Below are 23,461 nucleotides of genomic sequence, written 5' to 3'. Positions count from 1 at the left end.
TGCCGTGGACCCATGTTTCACCGCCGTTTTCGCAGGTGGTCACGTGTTTCACTGGTGTTGCGCGTCATGCGCGAGGAGTGCGATGTGCACCGAGGCGGCCTGCTCGAAGTCGTCGAGGTCCACCCCGAGGCGGACCTGTATCGCCTCCAGTCGGCGGTAGAGGGCCGGCCGGGAGACGTGGTGGAGCTGGGCCGTGCGGGACTTGTTGCGACCGGTGGCGAGGTAGGTGCGCAGGACCGCCAGCAGGTCCTCGTCGGTCTCGCCGAGCAGGCCGTCCAGCTCCCGTTCCGCGAAGGACTGCACATGCGGGTCGTCGCGCAGCAGCCGTATGAGGCCCCGCAGATGGACGTCCTTCAGGCGCACGACCGGCGGCAGGGCGAGGACGGCGCAGGAGTCGGCCACGGCGTCCGCGACGTGCTGGGCCTCCCGCAGTCCGGTGGGTACGTCGTCCCAGCCCGCCCGGGGTTCGGCCGCCGCCACAACGGTGTGGTCCCGCCCGGACTCCGTGCGCAGCCGGGCCGCGAAGTGCGCGGCGAGGGCGCCCGCGTCCTGGTCCCTGGGCACGCTGAGCAGTACGGCCGTGGCCCCGTCGGGCAGTTCGGCGACCAGCCCGGGCAGGCCGAGCAGCCGCAGCAGCCGTTCGAGCCGGGCGGGGTCGGCGTCGCGCACGGCCAGCGGCACGAAGGTGCGCCGGTTGACGGGCAGCCCGGCCGCGCGCGCCCGGGGCAGCAGCTGCCGCGCCGGTACGACACCGCTGACCAGGTCGGTGAGCAGGCTCTGCGCGGACTGCTCCTCCCAGCTGCGGGCGGCGGCGCCGGCGAGCATGCGGTGCAGGACGAGTGCCTCGGCGGCACGGTCGGCCAGCAGCCGTCCGGTGGCGGTGTCGCCCCGGTAACCGCACAGCACGATCCGGCCCCAGCGCTCGCCGCGTCCGCCCAGTTCGGCGCGGATCCAGCCGTCGCCCTCGGTGCCTCCGGCCTGCCGCGCGATGCGCTCCCAGTCGCGCAGTACGTCGTCCACCGCGGGCCGCTCCCCCGCCGTGCCGAGGACGCGGTGGGCGAGGTTGGTGACGACGACCGGGCAGGCGCTGTGCCGGGCGACCTCGTCGAGCAGGCGTTGCAGCGGGGCGCCCGCGGTGATGAGGGCGGTGAGTTCGGTGCGCACGGCCTCGGAGAGGCTGACGGCGGCGAACTTGCGCCGCACGAGCCGGGACTGGACCTCCTCGGTCAGCTCGGCGAAGGGGAACGGCCGGTGCAGGACGACCATCGGCAGCCCGCACCGCTCGGCCGCCCTGCGCATCACGTCCGGCGCCGCCGGGAAGGCCCGGCCCAGTCCGAGGACGACGGCGGCGGCCTCCGCGCGGTGCAGGGAGCGGACGTATTCGGCCTGCTTGCCCTCGTCACCGGCGAGCAGCACGCCGGTGGTGAGGACCATCTCGCCGCCGCTGAGCATGACGCCGACATCGGCGGCCTCGGCGACGTGCACCCAGCGCACGGGCCGGTCGAGGTGGCTCGCACCGGCCACCACCTCGGGCTGCCCGGCGAGGACCCGCTCCAGCGTGAGGACCTGCCGGACCGACAGGGCCGGTTCCGGGGAATCCGAGGTGATGGTCATGGTGACGGGTCCCTTGTTCGGTCCACCGCTACGGGATGTGCGCTATGCGCGCTACTGGGGGCTCACTGCCCGATGCTCCGCAGAGCGTTCTCGAGGATCGCGGCGCCCTCCTCGGCCTCCGCGACGTTGAGGGACAGCGGCGGGGCCACGCGCAGGGCGCTGGTGTTGTGCCCGCCGCCCTTGCCGATCAGCAGACCGCCCTCGCGGGCCGCCTCCAAGACGGCAGCGGCGGCCTGCGGATCGGCTTCGTCGGTCCCGGGCCTGGTGATCTCGATGCCGATCATCAGCCCGCGGCCGCGTACCTCCCGGACGGCCGGGACCTGCGCGGCGACCGCCCGCAGCCGCTCGATGAGCAGACCGCCGACCCGCCGGGCGTTGCCCTGGAGGTCGTGTTCCAGCAGGTAGGTGAGGTTGGCGAGGCCGGCCGCCATGGTGATCTGGGTGCCGCCGAAGGTGGAGATGCTGTTGGAGTCCAGGCAGTTCATGATCTCGGAGCGGGCGACGACCCCGCCGATGGACATGCCGTTGCCGATGCCCTTGGCGAAGGTCATGAGGTCCGGCGGGCCGTTCTGCCCGTGGGCCTGCCAGCCCCAGAAGTGTTCGCCGGTGCGGCCCCAGCCGGTCTGGACCTCGTCGGCGATCCAGAGGATGCCACGCTCGTGCAGCACCTCCCGGAAGGCGGCGTACAGCCCGTCCGGCGGCGCGGTGAAGCCACCGACGCCCTGGACGGGTTCGGCGATCAGCGCGGCCGGCGGGCGGGTGTGTCCGAGCAGGTCCTTCAGGTCCTCGACGCAGGCCGCGATGAAGTCGTCGTCGCCGAGGGAGGCGAACGGGCCCCGGGTGCGCACGCCTCCGTGGACGTACAGCGTCTGGAGCGGGGAGAGGGAGGTCGGGGACCAGCCGCTGTTGCCGGTGATGCCCACGGAACTGAAGGAACGGCCGTGGTAGCTGTTGCGCATCGCCAGGACGGTGTTGCTGCGCCGGTACGTCGTGGCCAGCAGCAGGGCGGTGTCGTTGGCCTCGGTGCCGGAGGTGGTGAAGAACACCCGGGCGTCCGGGATGCCGCTCAACTGGGCGATACGCTCGGCGAGTTCGACCATCGGGCGGTTGAGGTAGAGGGTCGAGGAGTGGATGATCCGCCCGGCCTGCTCGCTCACCGCCTTGGTCACCTCGGGCAGCGCGTGCGCTGTCATGGTGGTGAGGATGCCGCCGAAGAAGTCGAGGTAGCGGTTGCCCTGGGCGTCCCAGACGTGGCGGCCCTCGCCATGGGTGATCTCGAGGGGCTCCTCGTAGTAGAGGGCGAGCCAGTCGGGGAGCACGGCCCGGTGGCGGCCCAGGAGGTCGTTGATCACGGCTGCACCAGTCCTTCGTAGGCGTCGGGGCGGCGGTCGCGGTAGAAGGCCCACGTCTGCCGCACTTCTTCGATCAGGTCGAGGTCGATGTCCCTGACCACGAGCTCCTCCTGGCTGTCGCTGGCGACGTCCCCCACGAACTGCCCGCGCGGGTCGACGAAGTAGCTGGTGCCGTAGAAGTCGTTGTCGCCGTACTCCTCCTGGCCGACGCGGTTGATCGCCGCGATGTAGTACCCGTTGGCCACGGCGGCAGCAGGCTGCTCCAGCCGCCACAGGTGGGACGACAGGCTCCGGTGCGTGGCGGAGGGGTTGTAGACCAGCTGGGCCCCGGCCAGGCCGAGCTGACGCCAGCCCTCCGGGAAGTGGCGGTCATAGCAGATGTACACGCCGACCCGGCCGGCCGCCGTGTCGAACACGGGCCAGCCGAGGTTGCCGGGCTTGAAGTAGAACTTCTCGCGGAAGCCCTTGAGCTGCGGGATGTGGTGCTTGCGGTACTTGCCGAGGTAGGTGCCGTCCGCGTCGATCACGGCCGCGGTGTTGTAGTAGAAGCCGGGCTGCTCCGCCTCGAACACCGGCGCGACGATCACCAGGCCGGTCTCGCGCGCGAGCGCCCGCATGCGCCGCACCGTGGGCCCGTCGGGGACGGGCTCGGCCCAGCGGTAGTGCTCGGGCTCCTCGACCTGACAGAAGTAGGGGCTGTTGAAGACCTCCTGGAAACCGATGATCTTCGCGCCCCGGCGGGCCGCCTCGCGGGCGTGCTCCTCGTGTTTCGCCACCATGGACTCGGTGTCGCCGGTCCAGGTGGCCTGGACCAGGGCGGCACGTACGACGTTGGCCATGAGCTGCTCCTTCGACGCGACGTCTGCGCCTCTACGCCCGTAGAAGCGGGCCGTAGAGCCACGAACGTAAGCCTCCGGCACGGGGTTGCCAAGACCATCGTCGCCAACCCGCTGGGCATTACGCGATTCGCACCCCTGCGGGTGAGTCGCCGGGAGCACGACGCCGCCCGTCACACGGCGAATCCGGCGACCCGCAGGGCGTGCACCAGATCCCAGCGGCGCTCCTGCGACACACCCCGGGCGGCCTCCAGCAGGAGCGGTACGAGCCGCCCCGGATCGGGTTCGGCGCTGCGGGCGGCCTCCTCGGGGGTGCGGGCTCTCACATACGCGTCGAGCAGCACACGGACCTCGCGGTCCCGCCCCTCGGCGACCAGCCCGAGGACGGCCCGTCCGAGCTCGGCCGGCGGCCGTGCGACCCCCTGCCGCAGCATCTGCCGCCCGTCCTCCGGCCGCCCCGCCGCGACCAGCGCGTCGGCAGCGGCGACCAGCCGTCCGGCGGGCAGCGCGGCGGCCTCCCACAGCAGGGTCTGCCAGTCGGCGTCCAGCCCGGCGAGGCGCAGCCGCTCCGCGAGCAGCGGAAAACGGCCCGGCTCCCACGAGGCGATCTCGGCCAGCAGCGCGTGCGCCTCCCCGCTGCGTCCCTCGCTGCGCAGCCTGGCCAGCACCTCCACGGTCCGCCCGACCTCGGCCGGATCGGCGTGCCCGGCCCTGTCGGCCTCCGGCGCGGGGCGCTCCACCGCCACCTCCTCGCCGACCCCGGCGAACCGCGCGCCGCGCGGGGTACGGCCGGTGGCTACGGGGGCCGTGACGGGCGGGGACGGCACGGCAGCGGGCACCTCGACGACGGGCACGGCCTCCTCATCGCCCATCCCCGCGAACCGGGCACCGCCGCGACGGCGTTTGCGGGGGTGAGGGGCACGGGGTGAGGGGGCCGGGGGCGCGGGGGTTGCGGGTTCGGGGGTTGGGGGTCCGGGGGCGGGTGGCGCCGGGGCAGGGGCGTGGAGGGCTGGTGGTGCGGTGGCAGAGGGCGCCGGGGCCGGTGGTGCGGTGGCAGGGGACGCCGGGGCGGGTGGTGCGACGGCAGGGGGCACCGGGGCCGGTGGTGCGGCGGCGGGGGGTTCGGGGGTCTGGGCGGTGAACGCGCTGGGGGTGGGTGCGGCCGGAACGCCCAGGGCGTCGTCGGCCGTACCGACCGCGAGGCCTTCCCCGGGCTTGCCAAGGCTCGCGGCCCACCGGGGAGCATGCCACCGGTCGACCGCGAGGCCTTCCCCGGGGCTGCCCGGGCTCGCGGCCCACCGGGGAGCATGCCACCGGGTCGAGGTGCCGAACGCCTCGGGCGCGCCGCCCGCGGCGTCTCCGGCAGCTCCACCCCGCGGCCCGTCACCGTCGCCCCACGCCCCGAACGGGGTCCCCCGCTCACGCCGGTCCACTTGATCCATCCGCGACCGGAGTTCCGCGCAGCGCGCGTCCGCGCGTTCGTGGTCGTCCTGGGCCCAGGCCAGGGCCACGCGGAGGGCGTCGGCCTGTTCGGGGGTCGTGGCCGAGGTCAGGTGGCGGGCCAGGGCGGCCCGGCGTTCCGCGGCGTACCGCTGTTCGCGGAGCATGGCGTCGAGGCGGTCGCCGAGGGCGTCGCGGCCCCCGGGCCGGGCGTCGTACGCGGTGAGCGCGGCGGCGTGCAGGGCGCGTGCGCGGTCCGTCTCCGGGCCGGTGCCCGCGGCGCCGTACGACCCGGCGAGGTCCTGAAGCAGTGCCTCGACCATGTCCCAGGGCGGCATCTCCCGCCCGTCGAGGCAGGCCCGCATGCCCTCCGGGTCGCGCTGCCAGAACACCGCGCACCAGCCGCCGGACGGATCGAGGCGCGCCAGCAGGCCGTCCAGGTACCTCGCGAACTCCCCGACTGCCGCCGGGAGTTGATCCGCCGCCATCGCCAACTCCCGTGAGACCGGAGCACTCCGTCCCGTAGGCAACACCAGTTGTGTTACGGACGTGCTACGGGGAGTTTTCACATGCGGCGCGGGGATCTCAGAGCGGCACCGGCACGCACCGCCCGACCAGTTCGTCCATCGACAGCCCGAGCACCGAGGCCAGCGCGGCCACCGTGAAGAAGGCCGGGGTCGGAGCCCGGCCGGTCTCGATCTTCCGGAGGGTCTCGGCGGAGATACCCGCGCTCGCGGCGATCTCCGCCATGCTCCGGGAACCTCGCGCCTCGCGCAGCAGCCGGCCGAGCCGCTCGCCGCGTTCGCGCTCTTCGGGGGTGAGAGGGGTGCGCACCATGACCCCATTCTAATACCGGTATAGTAATTGGCATGGTGGAGCTCAAGACAGACACGTCGATCGACGCGATGTACGAGGCGGGCCAGGTCGTCGCCCGCGCCCTGACGGCCGCGCGGGAGGCCGCCGGTGTGGGCGTCTCGCTGCTGGACCTGGACGAGGTGGCGCACGCGGTGCTGCGGGAGGCGGGCGCGACCTCACCCTTCCTCGGGTATCACCCCTCCTTCGCCCCGACCCCCTTCCCCGCCGTCCTGTGCGTCTCGGTCAACGACGCGATCGTGCACGGCGTCCCCGGCCGCTACCGTCTGCGCGACGGCGACCTCGTCTCCATCGACTTCGGCGCCGAACTGGGCGGCTGGGTCGGCGACTCGGCCCTCAGCTTCGTCGTGGGCACCCCGCGCGAGGCGGACCTCCGCCTGATCAGGACCGCCGAACAGGCCCTCGCGGCCGGCATCGAGGCCGCCGTCGTGGGCAACCGCATCGGCGACATCGCCCACGCGATCGGCACGGTGTGCCGGGGCGCCGGCTACGGCATCCCGGACGGCTTCGGCGGCCACGGCATCGGCCGCCGTATGCACGAGGACCCCGGGGTGCCGAACGAGGGCCGCCCGGGGCGCGGCATGCGGCTGCGACACGGCATGGTGCTGGCGATCGAGCCCATGGTCATCGCCGGTGGCACGGACGACTACCACGCGGCCCCCGACGGCTGGACCCTGAAGACGAACGACGGTTCCCGTGCCGCTCACGCCGAGCACACCGTGGCGATCACCGACTCGGGGCCGAGGATCCTGACGGCGCGCTGAACCCGGCCACGGGCCTCCCTTTCCTCCTGGTATGCCCTGAAGGTGCCTCTCGTCGACGATCGTGCGAAGGTGTTCTACGAACGCGCCCCAGGTGTAACCGGCTGCCACCCGGGTTACCCGACCCCGGCACGTCGACCAGCGAGGGCGTCCCCCGCCCGCGCGCCGGGGACGCCGGGAACGGAAAAGCCCATGAGCAGCGGCTTCACCAGCCCGGAGGGCTACGGCTCGGATCCCTTCGGAGAATTCCTCGCACGCTTCTTCGGCGGACCTCGTCCGGGTCCCCGGCAGATCGATCTGGGCCGGTTGCTGAGCCAGCCGGCCCGGGAGCTCGTCCGCGGCGCCGCCCAGTACGCCGCCGAGCACGGCAGCCGGGATCTCGACACCCAGCACCTGCTGCGGGCCGCGCTGGCCACCGAGCCCACCCGCACCCTGCTCAGCAAGGCCGGGGCGAACCCCGACTCGCTCGCGTCGCAGATCGACGACCGGTCGGGGCCGGCGCAGCACACCCCGGACGACGCCCCGCCGCCGACCGCGCTCTCCCTCACCCCGGCCGCCAAGCGTGCCCTGCTGGACGCGCACGACATGGCCCGGGCGCGCGGCTACGGCTACATCGGCCCGGAGCACGTGCTCAGCGCCCTGGCGTCGAACCCCGACTCGGCCGCCGGGCACATCCTGAACGCGGCCCGCTTCGCCCCCTCCGAACCGCCCGAGGCGCCGGAGGCCCCGCAGTCCGAGCGCCCGCGCCCCACCAACACGCCGACGCTCGACAAGTACGGCCGTGACCTCACCGAGCTGGCCCGGCAGGGCCGGATCGACCCGGTGATCGGCCGGGACGAGGAGATCGAGCAGACCGTCGAGGTCCTCTCCCGCCGCGGCAAGAACAACCCGGTGCTGATCGGCGACGCGGGCGTCGGCAAGACCGCCATCGTGGAGGGGCTGGCGCAGCGCATCTCCGAGGCGGACGTACCCGATGTGCTGATCGGGCGCCGCGTGGTCGCCCTGGACCTCACGGGCGTGGTCGCGGGCACCCGCTACCGGGGTGACTTCGAGGAGCGGATGAACAACATCGTGGGCGAGATCCGCGCCCACTCCGACCAGCTGATCATCTTCATCGACGAGCTGCACACGGTCGTGAGCGCCGGTTCCGGCGGCGAAGGCAGCTCGATGGACGCCGGGAACATCCTCAAGCCGGCCCTGGCCCGGGGTGAGCTGCACATCGTGGGCGCCACCACGCTGGAGGAGTACCGCCGCATCGAGAAGGACGCTGCGCTGGCCCGCCGCTTCCAGCCGATCATGGTGCCCGAGCCGACCGCCGCCGACGCGATCGAGATCCTGCGCGGTCTCCAGGACCGCTACGAGGCCCACCACCAGGTCCGCTACACCGACGAGGCCCTGGTCGCCGCCGTGGAGCTGTCGGACCGCTACCTCACCGAACGCCGGCTGCCCGACAAGGCGATCGACCTGATCGACCAGGCCGGTGCCCGGGTCCGGCTGCGCGCCCGCACCAAGGGCACGGACGTGCGGGCCCTGGAACGGGAGCTGGAGCAGCTGACCCGGGACAAGGACCAGGCCGTCGCGGACGAACAGTACGAGCAGGCCACCCAGTTGCGCGACCGGATCGCGGAGCTGAAGCAGCGCATCACCGACGCCGGCGGCGACGGCGAGGTCGACGAGGGTCAGGACCTAGTGGTCGGGGCCGAGGCGATCGCCGAGGTGGTGTCCCGGCAGACCGGCATCCCGGTCAGCAGCCTCACCCAGGAGGAGAAGGACCGCCTGCTGGGCCTTGAGCAGCATCTGCACGAGCGGGTGGTCGGCCAGGACGAGGCCGTCCGGGTCGTCTCGGACGCGGTGCTGCGCTCACGCGCCGGGCTCGCGGCCCCCGACCGCCCCATCGGCAGCTTCCTGTTCCTCGGCCCGACGGGTGTGGGCAAGACCGAGCTGGCCCGGGCGCTCGCCGAGGTCCTCTTCGGCAGCGAGGACCGCATGGTCCGACTCGACATGAGCGAGTATCAGGAGCGCCACACCGTGAGCCGGCTGGTCGGCGCCCCGCCCGGTTACGTCGGGCACGAGGAGGCGGGCCAGCTGACCGAGGTCGTGCGCCGTCACCCGTACTCGCTGCTCCTGCTGGACGAGGTGGAGAAGGCCCATCCGGACGTCTTCAACATCCTGCTCCAGGTCCTCGACGACGGGCGGCTGACCGACTCGCAGGGCCGCACCGTGGACTTCAGCAACACGGTGATCGTGATGACGAGCAACCTCGGTTCCGAGGCGATCACCCGCCGGGGCGCCACGACGGGCTTCGCCGCCGGTGGCGCCGACGCGGACGAGGAGGCCCGTCGCGAGCAGATCCTGCGCCCGCTGCGTGAGCACTTCCGCCCCGAGTTCCTCAACCGCATCGACGAGATCGTCGTCTTCCGCCAGCTCACCACGGAGCAGTTGCGCCGGATCACCGACCTGCTGCTGGACCGCACCCGGTCCCTGGTGCGGAGCAAGGGCGTCACGGTGACCTTCAGCGACCGGGCCGTGGAATGGCTGGCCGAACGCGGCTACCAGCCGGAGTACGGCGCCCGCCCGCTCCGCCGCACGATCCAGCGCGAGGTGGACAACGAGCTGTCACGGCTGCTGCTGGACGGCCGGGTGGAGAAGAACGGCCAAGTGAGGGTGGACGTGCAGGACGGTCGCCTCGCGTTCAGCACATCGCCCTGACGGGGCGCGGGGAACTGCGCCACCAGTCCCCCGCGCACCCGCGCCCGGCACTCAGCGCACAGGCCGCACCACCATCGCCGACCCTCCACCCCGCCGCACGGTCTCAGCGGCTGCCAGCCACTTGCCGCCGGGCAGCCGCTGCACCCCCGTGGCCGCGCCGATCTCCGGGTTGACCTTGAAGGAGTGCCCGATCGCCTCCAGTTGCTTCCTCAACGCGGCGTCGTCGTACAGCCCGGGCTCCAGCTCGGTCTGCGCGGCGTTGCGCTGGCTGGCCCGGGGCGCGGCGATCGCGTCGACCAGCGGCAGCCCACGGTCGACGAACCCGGTGAGCGTCTGGAGCACGGTCGTGATGATCGTCGCGCCGCCCGGCGACCCCAGTGCCACCACGGGCCTGTCGTGCCGGTCCAGCACGATCGTCGGCGAGATGGACGACCGCGGCCGCTTGCCCGGCCCCGGCAGGTTCGGGTCGTGCACGGCCGGGTTGGCCGGGCTGAAGGAGAAGTCCGTCAGCTCGTTGTTGAGGATGAAGCCCCGCCCGGGCACGGTGATCCCGCTGCCCCCGGTCTGCTCGATGGTGAGGGTGTAGGCGACGACGTTCCCCCACTTGTCGGCCACCGTCAGATGCGTGGTGCTGTCGCCCTCGTAGGTCGTGGGGGCCGCCGTGCCACCGGCGCCGCAGCGCGCGGGGTGGCGCGGGTCCCCGGGCGCCACCGGACTGGTGAGCACCGCGTCGTCCTTGATGAGGCACTCGCGCGAGTCGGCGAACCGCTGGGACAGCAGTTCCTTCGTCGGCACGTCCTCGAAGGCGGGGTCGCCGACCCACCGCCCCCGGTCGGCGAAGGCGATCCGGCTGGCCTCGATGAAGCGGTGCAGATAGCGGGCCTTGCTCGCCTTGGACAGGTCGGTCCGCTCCAGGATGTTGAGCGCCTCACCGACCGTCGTGCCACCGGAGGAGGACGGTGCCATGGAGTAGACGCCGAGGCCGCGGTACGAGGTCCTGGTGGGCGCCTGGAGCTTGGTGCGGTAGGCGGCCAGGTCCTTCGCGGTCAGGTCGCCGGGCCGGGCGTTCCAGCCCGAGGCGGGGTTCACCGGCGGCTTGTTGACGGTGTCGACGATGTCGCGGCCGAGGCGGCCGCGGTAGAGCGCGTCGACGCCCTTGCGTCCGAGCTCCGCGTAGGTGCGGGCGAGGTCGGGGTTCTTGAAGGTGGAGCCGACGACGGGGAGTCGGCCGCCCGGCAGGAACAGCTCGGCGGTGTCCGGGAAGTAGCGGAAGCGGGTCTCGTTGGACGCCGTCTGCGAGCGGAAGGTCTCGTCGACGGTGAACCCGTCGCGCGCCAGGCGCTCGGCCGGCTTCAGGACACTCGCGAGCCGCTTGCTGCCCCACCGGTCGAGCGCCGTCTGCCAGGTGGCGGGCGTGCCCGGGGTGCCGACGCTCAGGCCGCTGCTGACGGCGTCGGAGAAGGCGAGGGGCTTGCCGTTCTCGACGAAGAGGTTCTCGTCGGCGCTGAGCGGGGCGGTCTCGCGGCCGTCGATGGTGCGCACCGTGCGGGACTCGGCGTCGTAGTAGACGAAGTAGCCGCCCCCGCCGATGCCGGCGGAGTAGGGCTCGGTGACGCCGAGCGCGGCAGCCGTGGCGACGGCCGCGTCCACGGCGTTGCCACCCTTCTTGAGGACCTCGATCCCGGCCGCCGAGGCGTCGGGGTCGACGCTCGAGACGGCGCCGCCGTAGCCGACGGCCAGCGGGGACTTCTCACCGCCGGTGCTCTGCGCGGCGGGTGGCGGGGCCGCCGCTCCCACCGAGACCACCACGGCGGCCGAAACCGCCAGGACCGTCAGATTCCGTGCGACAGGGCGACGCATCCGCACCTCCAGTCAAAGGCCGTCCGCGCAGCTTAATTCATCGCCATGGCCGCGTCAGGCAGGCGTCGAACACCGGTGCGTCGGGCCCGCTAGCATGCGCGCCCATGAGTGACGACGTGCGCAACATCGTTCTGGGCGTGATCGCAGCAGGCATCAGCGCCACGCTCGGCTGGGTGGCCCGCACCTACCTGTGGAGGCGCAAACTGCGCAGGAAGCAGGCGTTCTTCGGGCTGCCGGACAACTCCGAGTCCCTGCTGGTGGTGAACCGGGGTGCCACCGGGCCCGAGTTCGCCGTGATGCGCTACGACGTGTTCGCGCTGCTCGAACTCGCCGCGCTGATCAAGGACTGCAAGGCCCACGCCCAGATACTCCCGCACGACACCGCACGCCAGGGCTTCGGGGAGCGCACCGAGTTCTGCGTGGGCGGCCCGGCGTCCAACCGCCGGATGGCGGCCCACCTGTCCTCTCTGCTGCCGGGTGTGCGGGTGAACGTCGACGCCGAACCGGGGCCGGACCGGGGCGCGTTCCAGGTGGGCGGCGAACGCTACCGCGTGGACAACGGCAGGCAGGAGTACGCCCTGCTCGCCCGCCTCACCGCGGACCGCAGCCGGAACAGCCGGCCGGTGTTCCTCTTCTGCGGCCAGACCTCGATCACCAACCAGGCCACCACGCGCTACCTCGCCCGCAACCACGAGAAGCTGACGCGCAAGTACGGCAACAACCCCTTCGTCCTGCTGCTCAAGGTGATCAACTCCCAGGCGTACGGCCCCGATGTCGTCGAACTGGTGGACGACGTGACACGAGCGGCGCAGACCCCCCTGCCCGCCGCGACGACGGCTCCACGCAATACACACCGTGCGTCCTGAAGTCCTCCACGGCTCAACAATCGTTACTGGCACGTAACTTACCGACGGGTTACCTCTGGTAAGCCGCCGACGTTACCGTTCGGTCACTTTGCACTGACACGAGTGAGGAGTGACCCGTGGGACCCCACCGCAAGGCCCTGCGCACCACCGCCGTAGGCGCCGTCTCGGCGACCCTGGTCGCCGGCACCGCCCTCGGGCTCGCCCCCACCGCCCAGGCGGCGCCGCACCCCGTCCGCTTCGTCGACATCACGGGCGACGGCGGCACCGTCCTCAAGGCCAACGTCGTCACCCCCGCCGGCGCCCGCGACGAGGACCGCTACCCGCTGCTCGTCATGCCCACCAGCTGGGGCCTTCCCCAGATCGAGTACCTGGCCCAGGCGCAGAAGCTCGCCGACTCCGGGTACGTCGTGGTCACCTACAACGTGCGCGGCTTCTGGCAGTCGGGCGGCGAGATCGAAGTGGCGGGCCCGCCGGACATCGCCGACGCCTCGAAGGTCATCGACTGGGCGCTCGCCCACACCCCCGCCGACGCCGGGCACATCGGCATGGCGGGCGTCTCCTACGGCGCGGGCATCAGCCTGCTCACCGCCGCGCACGACCGGCGGATCAAGGCCGTCGCCTCGCTCAGCGGCTGGGCCGACCTGATCGACTCGATCTACGGCGGACGCACCCAGCACGTCCAGGCGTCCGCCCTGCTGGACGGCGCGAGCCTGGTGACGGGCCGCCAGAGCCCGGAACTGCGGCAGACCTTCGACGACTTCTACCACTCCAACCTGGCGAAGGAACCGGAGCTCATCGCCTGGGGGAAGAAACGTTCCGCTGCGACCTACGTCGACCGGATCAACGACAACGGCGCGGCGATCATGCTGGCCAACGCCTGGGGCGACAGCGTCTTCCCGCCCAACCAGTACGCCGACTTCTACGAGAAGCTGACCGGCCCCAAGCGACTGGAGATGCGGCCGGGAGACCACGCCACCGCCGAGCTGACCGGCCTGTTCGGGCTGCCCAACGACGTATGGAAGGACACCGAGCGCTGGTTCGACCACTACCTGAGGGGCGAGGACAACGGGATCGACCGCGAGCAGCCCGTGCAGCTCAAGTCCCGTGCGGCGGGCGGCTACGAGGGCTACCCGGACTGGAAGTCGGCTGGAGCGGACGACCGGAAGATCGCCCTCGCCGGCTCGAAGACCATCCACGCGAACGTGAACTCGGGCGCGGACGGCGGAATCGTCTTGCTGTCCAGCATCCTCGACCAGGTGGCCCGGCTGCCCCCGATGGCCTCGATCCCGCTGCTCCCCCGCCGCTGGGCCGCCGTCTGGCAGTCGGAGAAGCACGCCTCGGCCCAACAGGTGCGCGGGACGGCCCGGTTGCACACGACCCTCACCGCGACCAAGGAGAGCGGCACCCTCGTCGCCTACCTGTACGACGTGGGGCCGCTCGGCCTCGGCAAGCTGGTCACCCACGCGCCGTACACCTTCCACGGGCGTACCCCCGGAAAGCCGTTCGGCGTGGACCTGGAGCTGTACTCCACGGCCTACGACGTCCCGGCCGGGCATCGCCTCGCCCTGGTCGTCGACACGGTCGACCCGCTCTACATCGAGCACAACCCGTCCGGCGCGCAGCTGACCTTCTCCTCGCCGGCGAACGACCCGTCGTACGTGTCGGTTCCGCTGCGCGAGCAGTGATCTCCGGCTGCCGCCGGACGGGCCTGGCCGATGTGAACCGCCGCCCCCATGGCCTTCGGGCCGTGGGGACCGCGCCCGGTGGGAATGCCCCGCGGACCGGACGGGCGGTCTGCTCACCCCCTGCGGGATCGGCGGCCTTCGGCGAAGTCCCCCTCTCCGACAGGGATGAAGAGCACATCGTAGTCGAGGTCCGATCCGATGAGCCGTCCGGTGCTCGCCCGTTCAGTGCTTGATGATCTTGGAGAGGAAGTCCTTGGCCCGGTCGCTGCTGGGGTTGGTGAAGAACTCGTCGGGGGTGCGGTCCTCGACGATCCGGCCGTCGGACATGAAGACGACACGGTTGGCGGCCGAGCGGGCGAAGCCCATCTCGTGCGTGACGACGATCATGGTCATGCCCTCGCGGGCGAGTTGCTTCATGACCTCGAGCACCTCGTTGATCATCTCCGGGTCGAGGGCCGAGGTCGGCTCGTCGAAGAGCATCGCCTTGGGCTCCATGGCCAGGGCGCGGGCGATCGCCACGCGCTGCTGCTGGCCCCCGGAGAGCTGCGCCGGGTACTTGTCCGCCTGGTCGGCGACGCCGACCCGGTCGAGAAGTTCCCGGGAGCGCTTGTCGGCGTCCTCCCTCTTGCGCCCGCGCACCTTGACCTGCCCCAGCGAGAGGTTCTGCAGGACGGTCTTGTGGGCGAAGAGGTTGAACGCCTGGAAGACCATGCCGACGTCGGCGCGCAGCCGGGCCAGGGGCTTGCCCTCCTCCGGCAGCTCCTGCCCGTCCAGGATGATCTGCCCGGACTCGATGGTCTCCAGGCGGTTGATCGCCCGGCAGAGGGTCGACTTGCCCGACCCGGACGGGCCGATGACCACGACCACCTCCCCCCGGCCGACGGTGAGGTTGATGTCCTGAAGGACATGCAGCTCCCCGAAGTGCTTGTTGACGTCACGCAGCTCGATCAGCGGATCGACGGCCATGCTCAGCCCTACTCACTCTCAGCTGTGTGGTGGTTGCCGCAACGTATCCAGGCAAGATCGCACTTGTGGGGCGACACGCACTTTTCGATCATTAGCCGTATTTACGTCGGACTTTGGGTCGGCGGGCGTCGTCATGGGGCTCACGACTCCGCGACTTCGGCGTACAGCTGCGACAGCTCGGGCACTCCGTTGACGGCCCACTCGTGCCCGGAGTCCACCACGTCGAACTCCCGGCCGGAGGCCAGCCGTACGACCGGTTGCCCGTCGGACCGGATCTCCCAAGCGGCTCCCGGCACGGTGCGCACGATGACGGAGCCGAGGTAGAGCCCGGCGTCGTTGCCGAGCCAGGGCAGCATCTCCTCGTCGTCCCGCCAGCGCGGTACGAGCTGGTCCAGGGCCTCCAGGGAGGCCGCCGAATCGTCCAGCCGGACACCCTCGCGGTACGCCTGGGAGCGGAGCAGTTCGCACTCGGCGAGGAGTTCCGCGATGCCCGCGGGGTCGGGGAACCCGACCTTCTGGCGCCGGTGGCCCAGGAAAGGGATGTTCATACGTCCAGCGTGTCATTCGTACCGCCGTACGCACCACAGGGCGCGCGGACCCGCCGATCCGGGGCGTGTTCAGGCCGGGTTCACGCGACGCGCGTTGACGGCTCACTCCCGTCTCCCTAACTTCACGGTGCGCTTCATGTCCCGGCGGTCGTTACCTCTTCGGTTGCGTCCCCGCGTCCGGTGTTGTCGCGTCGTGTGTCGCTGAGCGGGAGGAGTCGGCCGTGCGCCGATCTGTCCGGGAGGTCCTCGTCGTCCTGGCCCTGTGCGGGTCGCTGGTCCCGGCGGTCTCCGCACGGGCCGTGGAAGAGGGGCGGGCCGCGCCGGTGCCGCTGGAGCGGCTGTTCGACAATGTGGCCGTCAGCGAGGACGACCGGCCCGGTCGGGCCGACTTCGACGGGTCGGGAGCCTCCCTGTCGGCGCGGGACCTCACCGCCGCGGGCTGGACGCCGGGCCGTGCCCTGACAGTGCAGGGCGCCCGGCTGACCTGGCCGAAGCGGCGGCCCGGCGAGCCGGACAACGTCCGCGCCACCGGGCAGGACGTGCGGATCACGGGGCGCGGGGACGCCCTGGCCTTCCTGGTGGCGGGCACCGCCGGCACGGAGGTGGGCGGCCCGGGCACGGTCACGTACGCGAACGGCTCTCGCTCCGGGTACCGGCTGACCGCGCCCGACTGGCGCACCGGGCCGCTCGCGACCAAGGCGGTGGCCCTGCCGCACCTGAACACCCCGGGCGGCCAACTCACCGGGCCGGCCCGCCTCTACGTCGTGACGGTACCGCTGGTCCCGGGGCGCGCGGTGGCCTCCGTCCGGCTGCCGCGCGCGACCGGACTGCACGTCTTCGCGCTGTCGGTACGGACCGCCACGCGGGGCTGGACGGGCAGCTGGACGACGGCCACGGGCGGCTACACCGCCGTGGGCCCTTGGACGGACCGGACGCTGCGGCTCGTCGTGCACACGTCGGCCGGCGGGCCCCGGGTGCGGGTGCGGTTCGACAACACGTTCGCGGCGGCTCCGGTGCGGATCGGCAGCGCGACCGTCGCGGTGCAGGCGTCGGGCGCCACCGCGCGGGCCACACCGGTGGCGCTGGCCTTCGGCGGAGCGCCGGGCGTGACGATCCCGGCCGGGGGCCAGGCGTACACCGACCCGCTCGGATTCTCCGTCCCGGCGGACGCCGACCTGCTGGTGAGCTTCCATCTGCCCGGCACGGTGTCCGCGGCGCCGGTGCACGGGCTCGCCCAGCAGCGCTCCTACGTCAGCGAGCCCGGTGATCACGCGGCGGACGGCGCCGCCGGGGCCTACACCGCCACGATCACCCGCTGGCCGCTGCTGGCCGGGGTCGACGTGAGCGGCGGCCCCGGCTCGGTGGTGCTGCTCGGCGACTCGATCACCGACGGCGACAAGTCCACGGTGGACGCGAACCGGCGCTGGCCGGACGTCCTGGCCGGCCGGCTCCTGCGCCAGAGCACCGTCCCGCGCTACGGCGTGCTGAACCTGGGCGTCTCGGGCAACCGGGTGGGCAGCGACCGGTACCCCGGCGACGGGATCTCCACGGACACGGCGGGGGTGAGCGCCCTGCACCGCTTCGACCGGGACGTCCTCGCCCAGCCGTCGGCGCGTACCGCCGTCGTCTTCGAGGGCGTCAACGACCTGCGGTGGGGCGCTTCGGCGGAGCAGGTCGTCGCGGGGCTGCGGGAGCTCGGGGCGCGCGGGCACGCCCGGGGGCTGCGGATGCTCGCGGCGACGATCCTGCCCTGCGAGGGCGAGGCCCGGTGCACGGCCGCCGTCGACACCGAGCGCGTCGCGGTGAACGAGTGGATCCGCGGCAGCGGGGTCTTCGACGGGGTGCTCGACTTCGACGCCGTGGTCCGGGATCCGCAGCGGCCTGCGCGGATGCTCCCGGCGTACGACAGCGGGGACCACCTGCATCCGGGCGACGCGGGACTGGCGGCCCTGGCGGACTCGGTCGACCTGCGGCTGCTGCGGCCCTAGACCTCCAGGTCCACGACCACGGGCGCGTGGTCGGAGGCGCCCTTGCCCTTGCGCTCCTCGCGGTCCACATAGGCGTCGCTGACGGCCTTGGCGAAGGGCGCGTTCGCGTACACCAGGTCGATGCGCATGCCGCGGTTCTTCGGGAAGGCGAGCTGGCGGTAGTCCCAGTACGTGAACGGGTGGTCGTACTTCAGGGGCCGCGGGACCACGTCCGACAGGCCCGCCTCGCGCAGGGAGGTGAGGGCGGCGCGCTCGGCGGAGGTGACGTGGGTGGAGCCCTCGAAGAAGGCGGGGTCGAAGACGTCGTCGTCCGTCGGCGCCACGTTGTAGTCGCCCATCACCGCGAAGGGGCGGCTGCCCGCCGCGTCACCGGCGACGGCGGCCTTGAGGGCCTCGAACCACGCGAGCTTGTAGGCGTAGTGCGGGTGACCCACCTCACGTCCGTTCGGCACGTAGACCGACCAGACACGGAGCGGGCCGCAGGTCGCCGAGATGGCACGGGGCTCCACCGAGCCGTCGTACCCGGGGTCCCCGGGCAGGCCCTTGACGACGTCCTCCAGACCGACGCGGGACAGCACCGCCACGCCGTTCCAGCGGCCGGTCGCGTGGACCGCCGACTCGTAGCCCAGCTCGCGCAGTTGCTCCGCCGGGAACTGTTCCTCGGAGACCTTGGCCTCCTGGAGGCACAGCACGTCCGTGCCGCTGCTCTCCAGCCAGGCCAGGAGCCTCGGCAGGCGGGCGGTGATCGAGTTCACGTTCCAGGTCGCGATGCGCATGTCCCACAACCTACCCGGCGGGTACGACAACGCGGCCAGGTCCTTCGAGGGCCTCAGACCTCGGCGGAGTCGCCCGGCGTCAGGCGCAGGTGCTCGGAGCCGCCGAGCTGCCCGATCTGCCGGTCGTAGATCGGGCGGGCCAGGTCGGTGAGGAGGGCGTCGTGGACGTCGTAGGCGCGCTGCGGCTCGACCTCGCGCACGTAGTCGATGACCTCGGAGATCTTGCTCCAGGGCGCCATCACCGGGAGCAGCAGCGTCTCGACCGGCCTGCCGGGGACGGTGAGGGCGTCGCCGGGGTGGAAGACCCGGCCGCCGTCGACGAGGTAGCCGACGTTGGTGACGCGCGGGATGTCCGGGTGGATCACCGCGTGGAGCTCGCCGTGGACCTCGACGTCGAAGCCCGCGGCGCTGAAGGCGTCGCCGTGGCCGACGGTGTGGACACGGCCCGGGAAGGCGGCGGAGATCTTCTCCGCGACCGCCTCGAGGGTCCAGATCTCGGCGGCCGGGTTGTTCTCCATCGCGGCGCGCAGCCGGGACTCGTCGAAGTGGTCGGGGTGCTCGTGGGTGACGAGGATCGCGTCCGCGCCGAGCGCGGCGTCCTCCTCGCTGAAGGCGCCGGGGTCCAGGACGAGGGTCCGGCCGTCCTTCTCCAGGCGGACGCAGGCGTGCGACTTCTTCGTGAGCTTCATGGTCTCCATCCTGCCTCGGGACCGTGCGCGGCTCACTCCTGTGGCGTGGTCTCCTCCCGGATGACCTGCTGGGCCACCGTGAACGCGCTGTTCGCGGCCGGTACGCCGCAGTAGACGGCCGCCTGGAGCAGCACTTCCTTGATCTCGCCCGGGGTGAGGCCGTTGCGCAGGGCGGCTCTGGTGTGGAAGGCCAGTTCGTCGAGGTGCCCGCCGGCGACCAGGGCGGTCAGCGTGACGCAGCTGCGGGTGCGCCGGTCGAGGCCGGGGCGGTCCCAGATCTCCCCCCAGGCGTAGCGGGTGACGAACTCCTGGAAGTCCCCGGAGAACTCGTCGGCCTGCGCCAGCGCCCGGTCCACGTGCGCGTCGCCCAGCACCTCGCGGCGGACCTTGATCCCGGCGTCGTACGGGTCGGGCCGGGCCGGGGCCTGCTGCGGTACGGCGACCGGGGCGATCTCGGCGACGGGGCCGGCCTGCGGGGGCTGCGGCGGGGCGGGCGACAGCACCGGCTTGAGGGCGGCCGGGGGCAGGGCGTTCGGGCCTGTGGAGGTCTCGAAGACGGGCTGCCAGGCCGTGGAGAAGTGCCGCACCAGCAGGTCGGTGACGGCCGCGGGCTGCTCCACGGGGACCAGGTGGGAGGCGCCGGGCACGACGGCGAGGCGGGCGTCGGGGATGCCGGCGACCAGGGTGCGGGCCTCGGCGGGACCGGTGACCTGGTCGTCCGACCCCACCAGGACCAGGGTCGGCACGCCGACCCGGCCGAGCTCGGTGCGCACGTCGAACGAGGCGAGCGCCTCGCAGGAGGCGATGTAGCAGCCGGGGTCGGTGGTGCGCACCATCTGTACGGCCCACTCGGTGATCGCGGGCTGCGCGGCGGCGAACCCGCCGGTGAACCAGCGCTCGGGCGCCGTACGGGCGATCGGGTCGAGACCGTTCGTGCGGACGATCACGCCTCTCTGCCGGAACTCGTCGGCCGTGCCGAAGCGGGGCGAGGCCGCGATCAGGGCGAGCGACGCGAGCCGCTCCGGGTGGCGCAGGGCCAGCTCGATGCCGACGGCGCCGCCGAGCGCGCAGCCCGCGTAACCGAAGCGCTGCACGCCGAGCCCTTCGAGCGTGACCAGCAGCCGCGTGGTGAGTTCGGCGACCGACCCGGCCGGGTACGCGGGGGCGCCGCCGTGGCCCGGCAGGTCGAACCGGAACACGCGCCACTGTTTGGTCAGCTCCGGGACCTGGCGGTCCCACATGTGCCAGGTGGTACCCAGTGAGGGCCCCAGGATCAGGACGGGAGCCTCTTCTGGCCCGTCAAAGCGGTATTGCAGGGTGTTCGACGGTGTCTCACTCACGCCTCAGACCTTCTCACGCATCGCGGATGCCCCTACAACGGGGGATCGGGGGGTACCGTTCCGGCCGGGTGAGGACCTGGCGGGCGGCATATAGCTTGAGGCGTCGGATGGTCTCTCGTCAGGCTCGTTGGTGAGCAGCGGGGCTAGATGCGGTGGACTTGGAATCGCTGGTTGGTGCTGCCCGTGGCCGCCCACTGGCAGATGCGGGCTCCGTCGGCGGTGGAGGCCTCCCACACGTCCAGAGCGAGGCCGCTCTGTCGGTTGACCAGACTGATCACACCACCGCCGTGGTCGACTGTCCGCCACTGCTGGCCTGCGGCGTCGGTATCCGGCTGCTGGGTGATGTCGGCGCCGCCGCTGCCACTGGCGACGTGCAGGACCAGACCACTGTGCCCGACCCGAATCTTGTAGTGCCCGCCGTCGGAGGGCAGGAACGTGAAGTGCTGGTTGAGTCCGGCGGTGATCTGCCACTGGATCAGCCGCGCACCGGCGTCCGTGGACGCACCGCTGATGTCGGCGGCCTTGCCACTGTGCTGGGCCACCAGCCGACAGGCCACGCCGGTCTCCACCGGCCCTGACCTGAGTGCGGTCGCGCGGTAGGTGTTTCCGGCCCGGCCGGCGAACTCGATGAGATCGGCCTCGAGCCGTTTCGGCTGGACCGGCTCGCCGCTCGAATCATCCTTCAGCGTGAAGTCGCCGGCGAGGATCCGGCTGCGCACCCGGACGACGCCGGTCCGGTCGGGTGTGACGACGAACTCGGTCCCGCCGCTGCTCCACTCGGCGCCGACGGTGTATCCGCCGCGGCCGCGCAGTCCGCGCACGCGCCCGGTGGGCCAGGCGGCCGGCAGCGCCGGCAGCACGTGCAGTTCGCCGTTGTGGCTCTGCAACAGCATCTCCGCGATGCCCGAGGTGGCGCCGAAGTTGCCGTCGATCTGGAACGGTGGGTGCAGGTCGAACATGTTGGGCGCGAGCCGGTCCGTCCGCACCAGGTCCCGGAGCAGCTTGTGGGCCCGGGCGCCGTCCTCCAGCCGGGCCCAGAAGTTGATCTTCCACGCGAGGGACCATCCCGTCCCGTCGTCGCCGCGCAGCTCCAGCGTCCGCCGCGCGGCCTCGTGCAACTGGGGTGTCCCGCGCTTGGTGATCTGGTTGCTCGGATGCAGCCCGTACAGGTGGGAGACGTGCCGGTGAGTCCGCTCGGTCTCCACCCAGTCGGCCAGCCACTCCTGGACATTGCCCCTGGAACCGACCCGCGTCGGCGCCAGCCGGTCCCGGGCCGCCACTGCCTGAGCGCGGAAGGCGGCGTCCACGCCGAGGATCTCGCCGGCGCGGGCGACGCCGTTGAAAAGGTCGCGCAGGATCTGGTTGTCCATGGTGGGCCCCGCGCAGACGGTGGCGTTCGCGTGGTGAGCGAGCTCCGGAGAGTTGGACGGGTTGGTGACCAGGTGTCCGAGCGTCGGGTGGGCGACCAGGGTGTCGAGGAAGAACTGGGCGGCGCCCTTCAGGGCCGGATAGTTCGAGCGGAGGAAGTCGATGTCACCGGTGAACAGGTAGTGGTCCCAGATCAGGGTGGCCAGCCACGCGCCACCGGTCTGCCACATCCCCCACCGCGCTTCGTCGACCACCGAGGCGCCCCGCCACGCGTCGGTGTTGTGATGCGTCACCCAGCCGCCGGCGCCGTACTGCGCCTGGGCCACCCGGGCGCCGGTCACGGTCAGGTCGTCGATCATGTCGAAGACCGGGAGGAAGCACTCGGACAGGTTCGTCGTGTCGGCGGGCCAGTAGTTCATCGGCAGGTTGGCGTTGACGGTGAACTTCGAGTCCCAGGACGGAGCCATCTGGTCGTTCCAGATGCCCTGCAGGTTCGCCGGCTGGGTGCCCGGCCGCGAGGACGAGATGAGCAGATACCGGCCGAACTGGAACAACAAAGCGGAAAACTGTGGGTCGTTCACTTGCGCGTGCCGTGCGATCCGTACGTCGGTCGGCTGGTCGGCCGCCGCCGTACGTCCCAGATCGACCGACACCCGGTCGAACAGCTTTTGGTAGTCGGCGACATGCCGGCTGCGTAGTGGGTCGATGCCGACGTCGCGGGCAGCGTTGAGGTGGCTCCGCGCGATCCCCTGGTAGTCGCCGTCGACCTTCCTGAAGTTGACGTAGCTGGAGCCGATCGACACCAGCACCGTCACGCTGGTGGCGCCGGAGACCCGCAGCGTGCCGCCCGAGCTGCTGACCGTGCCGCCCGTCACGGCGGCGTTGGCCAGGGCGAGGAACCGGACCCGTCCGGCGATGCCCTCCATGGCGGCGGAGATGCCGTCGAGGGCGATCGTGGCCCCGTCCGGGCTGGACACCGTGGTCCGTTGCGGACTGTCGAAGGTGGAGGTGAAAGCGATGGAGTTGGCCCGGTCGGCCGTCAGCCGGACCACGATCACCTGGTCGGGTGCGCTGGCGAACACCTCACGCTGGTACCGCACGCCGTTCAGTACGTAGGTCGTGGTGGCCGTGGCGGTGGTGAGGTCGAGCGTCCGGTTGTACTGCGACGCACCGGTGGCGCTGCCGAAGGAGAACAGAAGGTTTCCGACCGGCTGGTAGGCCAGCTGTCCGGCCGGGCTGCCCAGCATCGTCTGATTGATCAGGTCCTGCGCCGGCCCCCACTGATCCGCGAAGACCCGCCGTCGGATCTCCGCGATGTTGGCCGCCCCGCGGGGGTTGGCGGAGTCGTACGGACCGCCGGCCCAGACGGTGTCCTCGTTGAGCTGCAGCCGTTCGGTGTCGACGTTGCCGAACACCATCGCGCCGAGGCGCCCGTTGCCGATCGGCAGCGCCCGCAGCCAGTCCGAGCCGGCCGGCTTGTCGTACCACAGGGCGAGGTCGTTCGCGGCCCGAACCTCCGGCGGCACGGCCGAGCCGTCCCTGGCAGCGGCCGTCCACCCACCCGGCACGATCCCTGCTCCAGCCGCCGCCCCGGCGGCGAGAAACCGTCTGCGTGTCACCTCGGACATGTCGTTCTCCCTTCACGGACTGGAACAGGTTGAAGCGCGGTCCGTCACTGCAGCCCTGCCCCCGTGGGCGCGAGGCGGGCCCCGGCGCGCAGGAAGTCCCGTGAGCGGCGGGACACCGCGGGGGCGGCAAGCGAGTGCCGGGGCAGCTCGACCGCGACCGGG

General features: G+C 72.1%; 17 protein-coding genes. 5 read left to right on the top strand and 12 right to left on the bottom strand.

Features of this window, described 5'->3' with window-relative positions; all coding sequences use genetic code 11:
* Positions 1–48: 48 nt before the first annotated feature.
* The 5 genes from AC0665_RS09495 to AC0665_RS09475 form a co-directional block, all read right to left on the bottom strand.
* Positions 49–1,614 (bottom strand): PucR family transcriptional regulator, encoded by a 1,566-nt coding sequence (locus AC0665_RS09495; RefSeq protein WP_468403494.1) that lies wholly within the window; start codon positions 1,612–1,614, stop codon positions 49–51.
* A gap of 62 nt (positions 1,615–1,676) precedes the next feature.
* Positions 1,677–2,966: an aspartate aminotransferase family protein gene (locus tag AC0665_RS09490; RefSeq protein WP_478609510.1), complete on the bottom strand. Its 1,290-nt coding sequence runs from the start codon at positions 2,964–2,966 to the stop codon at positions 1,677–1,679.
* Positions 2,963–3,805 carry a nitrilase-related carbon-nitrogen hydrolase gene (locus AC0665_RS09485; protein ID WP_363122123.1) on the bottom strand — a complete coding sequence of 281 codons (843 nt, stop codon included), beginning with the start codon at positions 3,803–3,805 and terminating at the stop codon, positions 2,963–2,965. Before AC0665_RS09485 ends, AC0665_RS09490 begins: the two co-directional genes overlap by 4 nt.
* A 170-nt stretch (positions 3,806–3,975) precedes the next feature.
* Positions 3,976–5,730 carry a hypothetical protein gene (locus tag AC0665_RS09480; protein WP_478704744.1) on the bottom strand — a complete coding sequence of 585 codons (1,755 nt, stop codon included), beginning with the start codon at positions 5,728–5,730 and terminating at the stop codon, positions 3,976–3,978.
* Between the two features lie 97 nt (positions 5,731–5,827).
* Complete coding sequence (locus AC0665_RS09475) at positions 5,828–6,079, bottom strand: helix-turn-helix domain-containing protein (protein WP_478609516.1); 252 nt, start codon at positions 6,077–6,079, stop codon at positions 5,828–5,830.
* Positions 6,080–6,111: 32 nt separating this feature from the next.
* Between AC0665_RS09475 and map the strand changes: the two genes are divergently transcribed.
* Both map and AC0665_RS09465 read left to right on the top strand, forming a co-directional pair.
* Positions 6,112–6,879 (top strand): type I methionyl aminopeptidase, encoded by a 768-nt coding sequence (gene map / locus AC0665_RS09470; protein ID WP_478609518.1) that lies wholly within the window; start codon positions 6,112–6,114, stop codon positions 6,877–6,879.
* Between the two features lie 189 nt (positions 6,880–7,068).
* Positions 7,069–9,585: an ATP-dependent Clp protease ATP-binding subunit gene (locus AC0665_RS09465; RefSeq protein WP_478704743.1), complete on the top strand. Its 2,517-nt coding sequence runs from the start codon at positions 7,069–7,071 to the stop codon at positions 9,583–9,585.
* 51 nt (positions 9,586–9,636) lie between these two features.
* Here AC0665_RS09465 and ggt read toward each other — a convergent pair whose 3' ends face one another.
* On the bottom strand, positions 9,637–11,445 hold the full coding sequence (gene ggt, locus AC0665_RS09460) for a gamma-glutamyltransferase (protein WP_478609523.1): 1,809 nt from the start codon (positions 11,443–11,445) through the stop codon (positions 9,637–9,639).
* Between the two features lie 104 nt (positions 11,446–11,549).
* Between ggt and AC0665_RS09455 the strand changes: the two genes are divergently transcribed.
* Both AC0665_RS09455 and AC0665_RS09450 read left to right on the top strand, forming a co-directional pair.
* Positions 11,550–12,311 carry a hypothetical protein gene (locus AC0665_RS09455; RefSeq protein ID WP_478609525.1) on the top strand — a complete coding sequence of 254 codons (762 nt, stop codon included), beginning with the start codon at positions 11,550–11,552 and terminating at the stop codon, positions 12,309–12,311.
* A 116-nt stretch (positions 12,312–12,427) separates the two neighbouring features.
* Positions 12,428–13,996: an alpha/beta fold hydrolase gene (locus tag AC0665_RS09450; protein ID WP_478704742.1), complete on the top strand. Its 1,569-nt coding sequence runs from the start codon at positions 12,428–12,430 to the stop codon at positions 13,994–13,996.
* Positions 13,997–14,218: 222 nt separating this feature from the next.
* Here the strand turns inward: AC0665_RS09450 and AC0665_RS09445 are convergent, their stop codons facing one another.
* Both AC0665_RS09445 and AC0665_RS09440 read right to left on the bottom strand, forming a co-directional pair.
* Positions 14,219–14,962, bottom strand: coding sequence for an amino acid ABC transporter ATP-binding protein (locus AC0665_RS09445; RefSeq protein WP_478609530.1), 744 nt, complete (start codon positions 14,960–14,962; stop codon positions 14,219–14,221).
* A 140-nt stretch (positions 14,963–15,102) separates the two neighbouring features.
* Complete coding sequence (locus AC0665_RS09440; RefSeq protein ID WP_468403474.1) at positions 15,103–15,510, bottom strand: DUF6278 family protein; 408 nt, start codon at positions 15,508–15,510, stop codon at positions 15,103–15,105.
* Between the two features lie 221 nt (positions 15,511–15,731).
* On the opposite strand from AC0665_RS09440, the gene AC0665_RS09435 reads away from it, so the two are divergent.
* Positions 15,732–17,498 carry an SGNH/GDSL hydrolase family protein gene (locus AC0665_RS09435; RefSeq protein ID WP_478609533.1) on the top strand — a complete coding sequence of 589 codons (1,767 nt, stop codon included), beginning with the start codon at positions 15,732–15,734 and terminating at the stop codon, positions 17,496–17,498.
* Here AC0665_RS09435 and AC0665_RS09430 read toward each other — a convergent pair.
* From AC0665_RS09430 to AC0665_RS09415, 4 genes are all read right to left on the bottom strand, one after another.
* Entirely contained in the window at positions 17,495–18,274 is a 780-nt protein-coding gene (locus tag AC0665_RS09430; protein WP_363122112.1) for an exodeoxyribonuclease III, read from the bottom strand. The two genes, AC0665_RS09435 and AC0665_RS09430, sit on opposite strands and share 4 nt — an antisense overlap.
* Before the next feature lie 53 nt (positions 18,275–18,327).
* A complete protein-coding gene (locus tag AC0665_RS09425) occupies positions 18,328–18,963 on the bottom strand; it encodes an MBL fold metallo-hydrolase (protein WP_363122111.1) in 636 nt (211 codons plus the stop codon).
* 32 nt (positions 18,964–18,995) lie between these two features.
* Complete coding sequence (pcaDC, locus tag AC0665_RS09420; RefSeq protein ID WP_478609536.1) at positions 18,996–20,303, bottom strand: bifunctional 3-oxoadipate enol-lactonase/4-carboxymuconolactone decarboxylase PcaDC; 1,308 nt, start codon at positions 20,301–20,303, stop codon at positions 18,996–18,998.
* Between the two features lie 143 nt (positions 20,304–20,446).
* Entirely contained in the window at positions 20,447–23,299 is a 2,853-nt protein-coding gene (locus AC0665_RS09415) for a glycosyl hydrolase family 95 catalytic domain-containing protein (RefSeq protein WP_478704741.1), read from the bottom strand.
* Between the last annotated feature and the right edge of the window lie 162 nt (positions 23,300–23,461).

It is taken from the genome of Streptomyces sp. NPDC043685 (assembly GCF_056436585.1).
This window is presented reverse-complemented; position numbering and strand designations above follow the sequence as displayed.

What these genes read in the sequence shown, in the direction of transcription:
- AC0665_RS09495 (WP_468403494.1), bottom strand. Translation starts at nt 1,614, where the DNA reads ATGACCATCACCTCGGATTCCCCGGAACCGGCCCTGTCGGTCCGGCAG.
- AC0665_RS09485 (WP_363122123.1), bottom strand. Translation starts at nt 3,805, where the DNA reads ATGGCCAACGTCGTACGTGCCGCCCTGGTCCAGGCCACCTGGACCGGC.
- AC0665_RS09480 (WP_478704744.1), bottom strand. Translation starts at nt 5,730, where the DNA reads ATGGCGGCGGATCAACTCCCGGCGGCAGTCGGGGAGTTCGCGAGGTAC.
- AC0665_RS09475 (WP_478609516.1), bottom strand. Translation starts at nt 6,079, where the DNA reads ATGGTGCGCACCCCTCTCACCCCCGAAGAGCGCGAACGCGGCGAGCGG.
- map (WP_478609518.1), top strand. Translation starts at nt 6,112, where the DNA reads ATGGTGGAGCTCAAGACAGACACGTCGATCGACGCGATGTACGAGGCG.
- AC0665_RS09465 (WP_478704743.1), top strand. Translation starts at nt 7,069, where the DNA reads ATGAGCAGCGGCTTCACCAGCCCGGAGGGCTACGGCTCGGATCCCTTC.
- ggt (WP_478609523.1), bottom strand. Translation starts at nt 11,445, where the DNA reads ATGCGTCGCCCTGTCGCACGGAATCTGACGGTCCTGGCGGTTTCGGCC.
- AC0665_RS09455 (WP_478609525.1), top strand. Translation starts at nt 11,550, where the DNA reads ATGAGTGACGACGTGCGCAACATCGTTCTGGGCGTGATCGCAGCAGGC.
- AC0665_RS09445 (WP_478609530.1), bottom strand. Translation starts at nt 14,962, where the DNA reads ATGGCCGTCGATCCGCTGATCGAGCTGCGTGACGTCAACAAGCACTTC.
- AC0665_RS09440 (WP_468403474.1), bottom strand. Translation starts at nt 15,510, where the DNA reads ATGAACATCCCTTTCCTGGGCCACCGGCGCCAGAAGGTCGGGTTCCCC.
- AC0665_RS09430 (WP_363122112.1), bottom strand. Translation starts at nt 18,274, where the DNA reads ATGCGCATCGCGACCTGGAACGTGAACTCGATCACCGCCCGCCTGCCG.
- AC0665_RS09425 (WP_363122111.1), bottom strand. Translation starts at nt 18,963, where the DNA reads ATGAAGCTCACGAAGAAGTCGCACGCCTGCGTCCGCCTGGAGAAGGAC.
- AC0665_RS09415 (WP_478704741.1), bottom strand. Translation starts at nt 23,299, where the DNA reads ATGTCCGAGGTGACACGCAGACGGTTTCTCGCCGCCGGGGCGGCGGCT.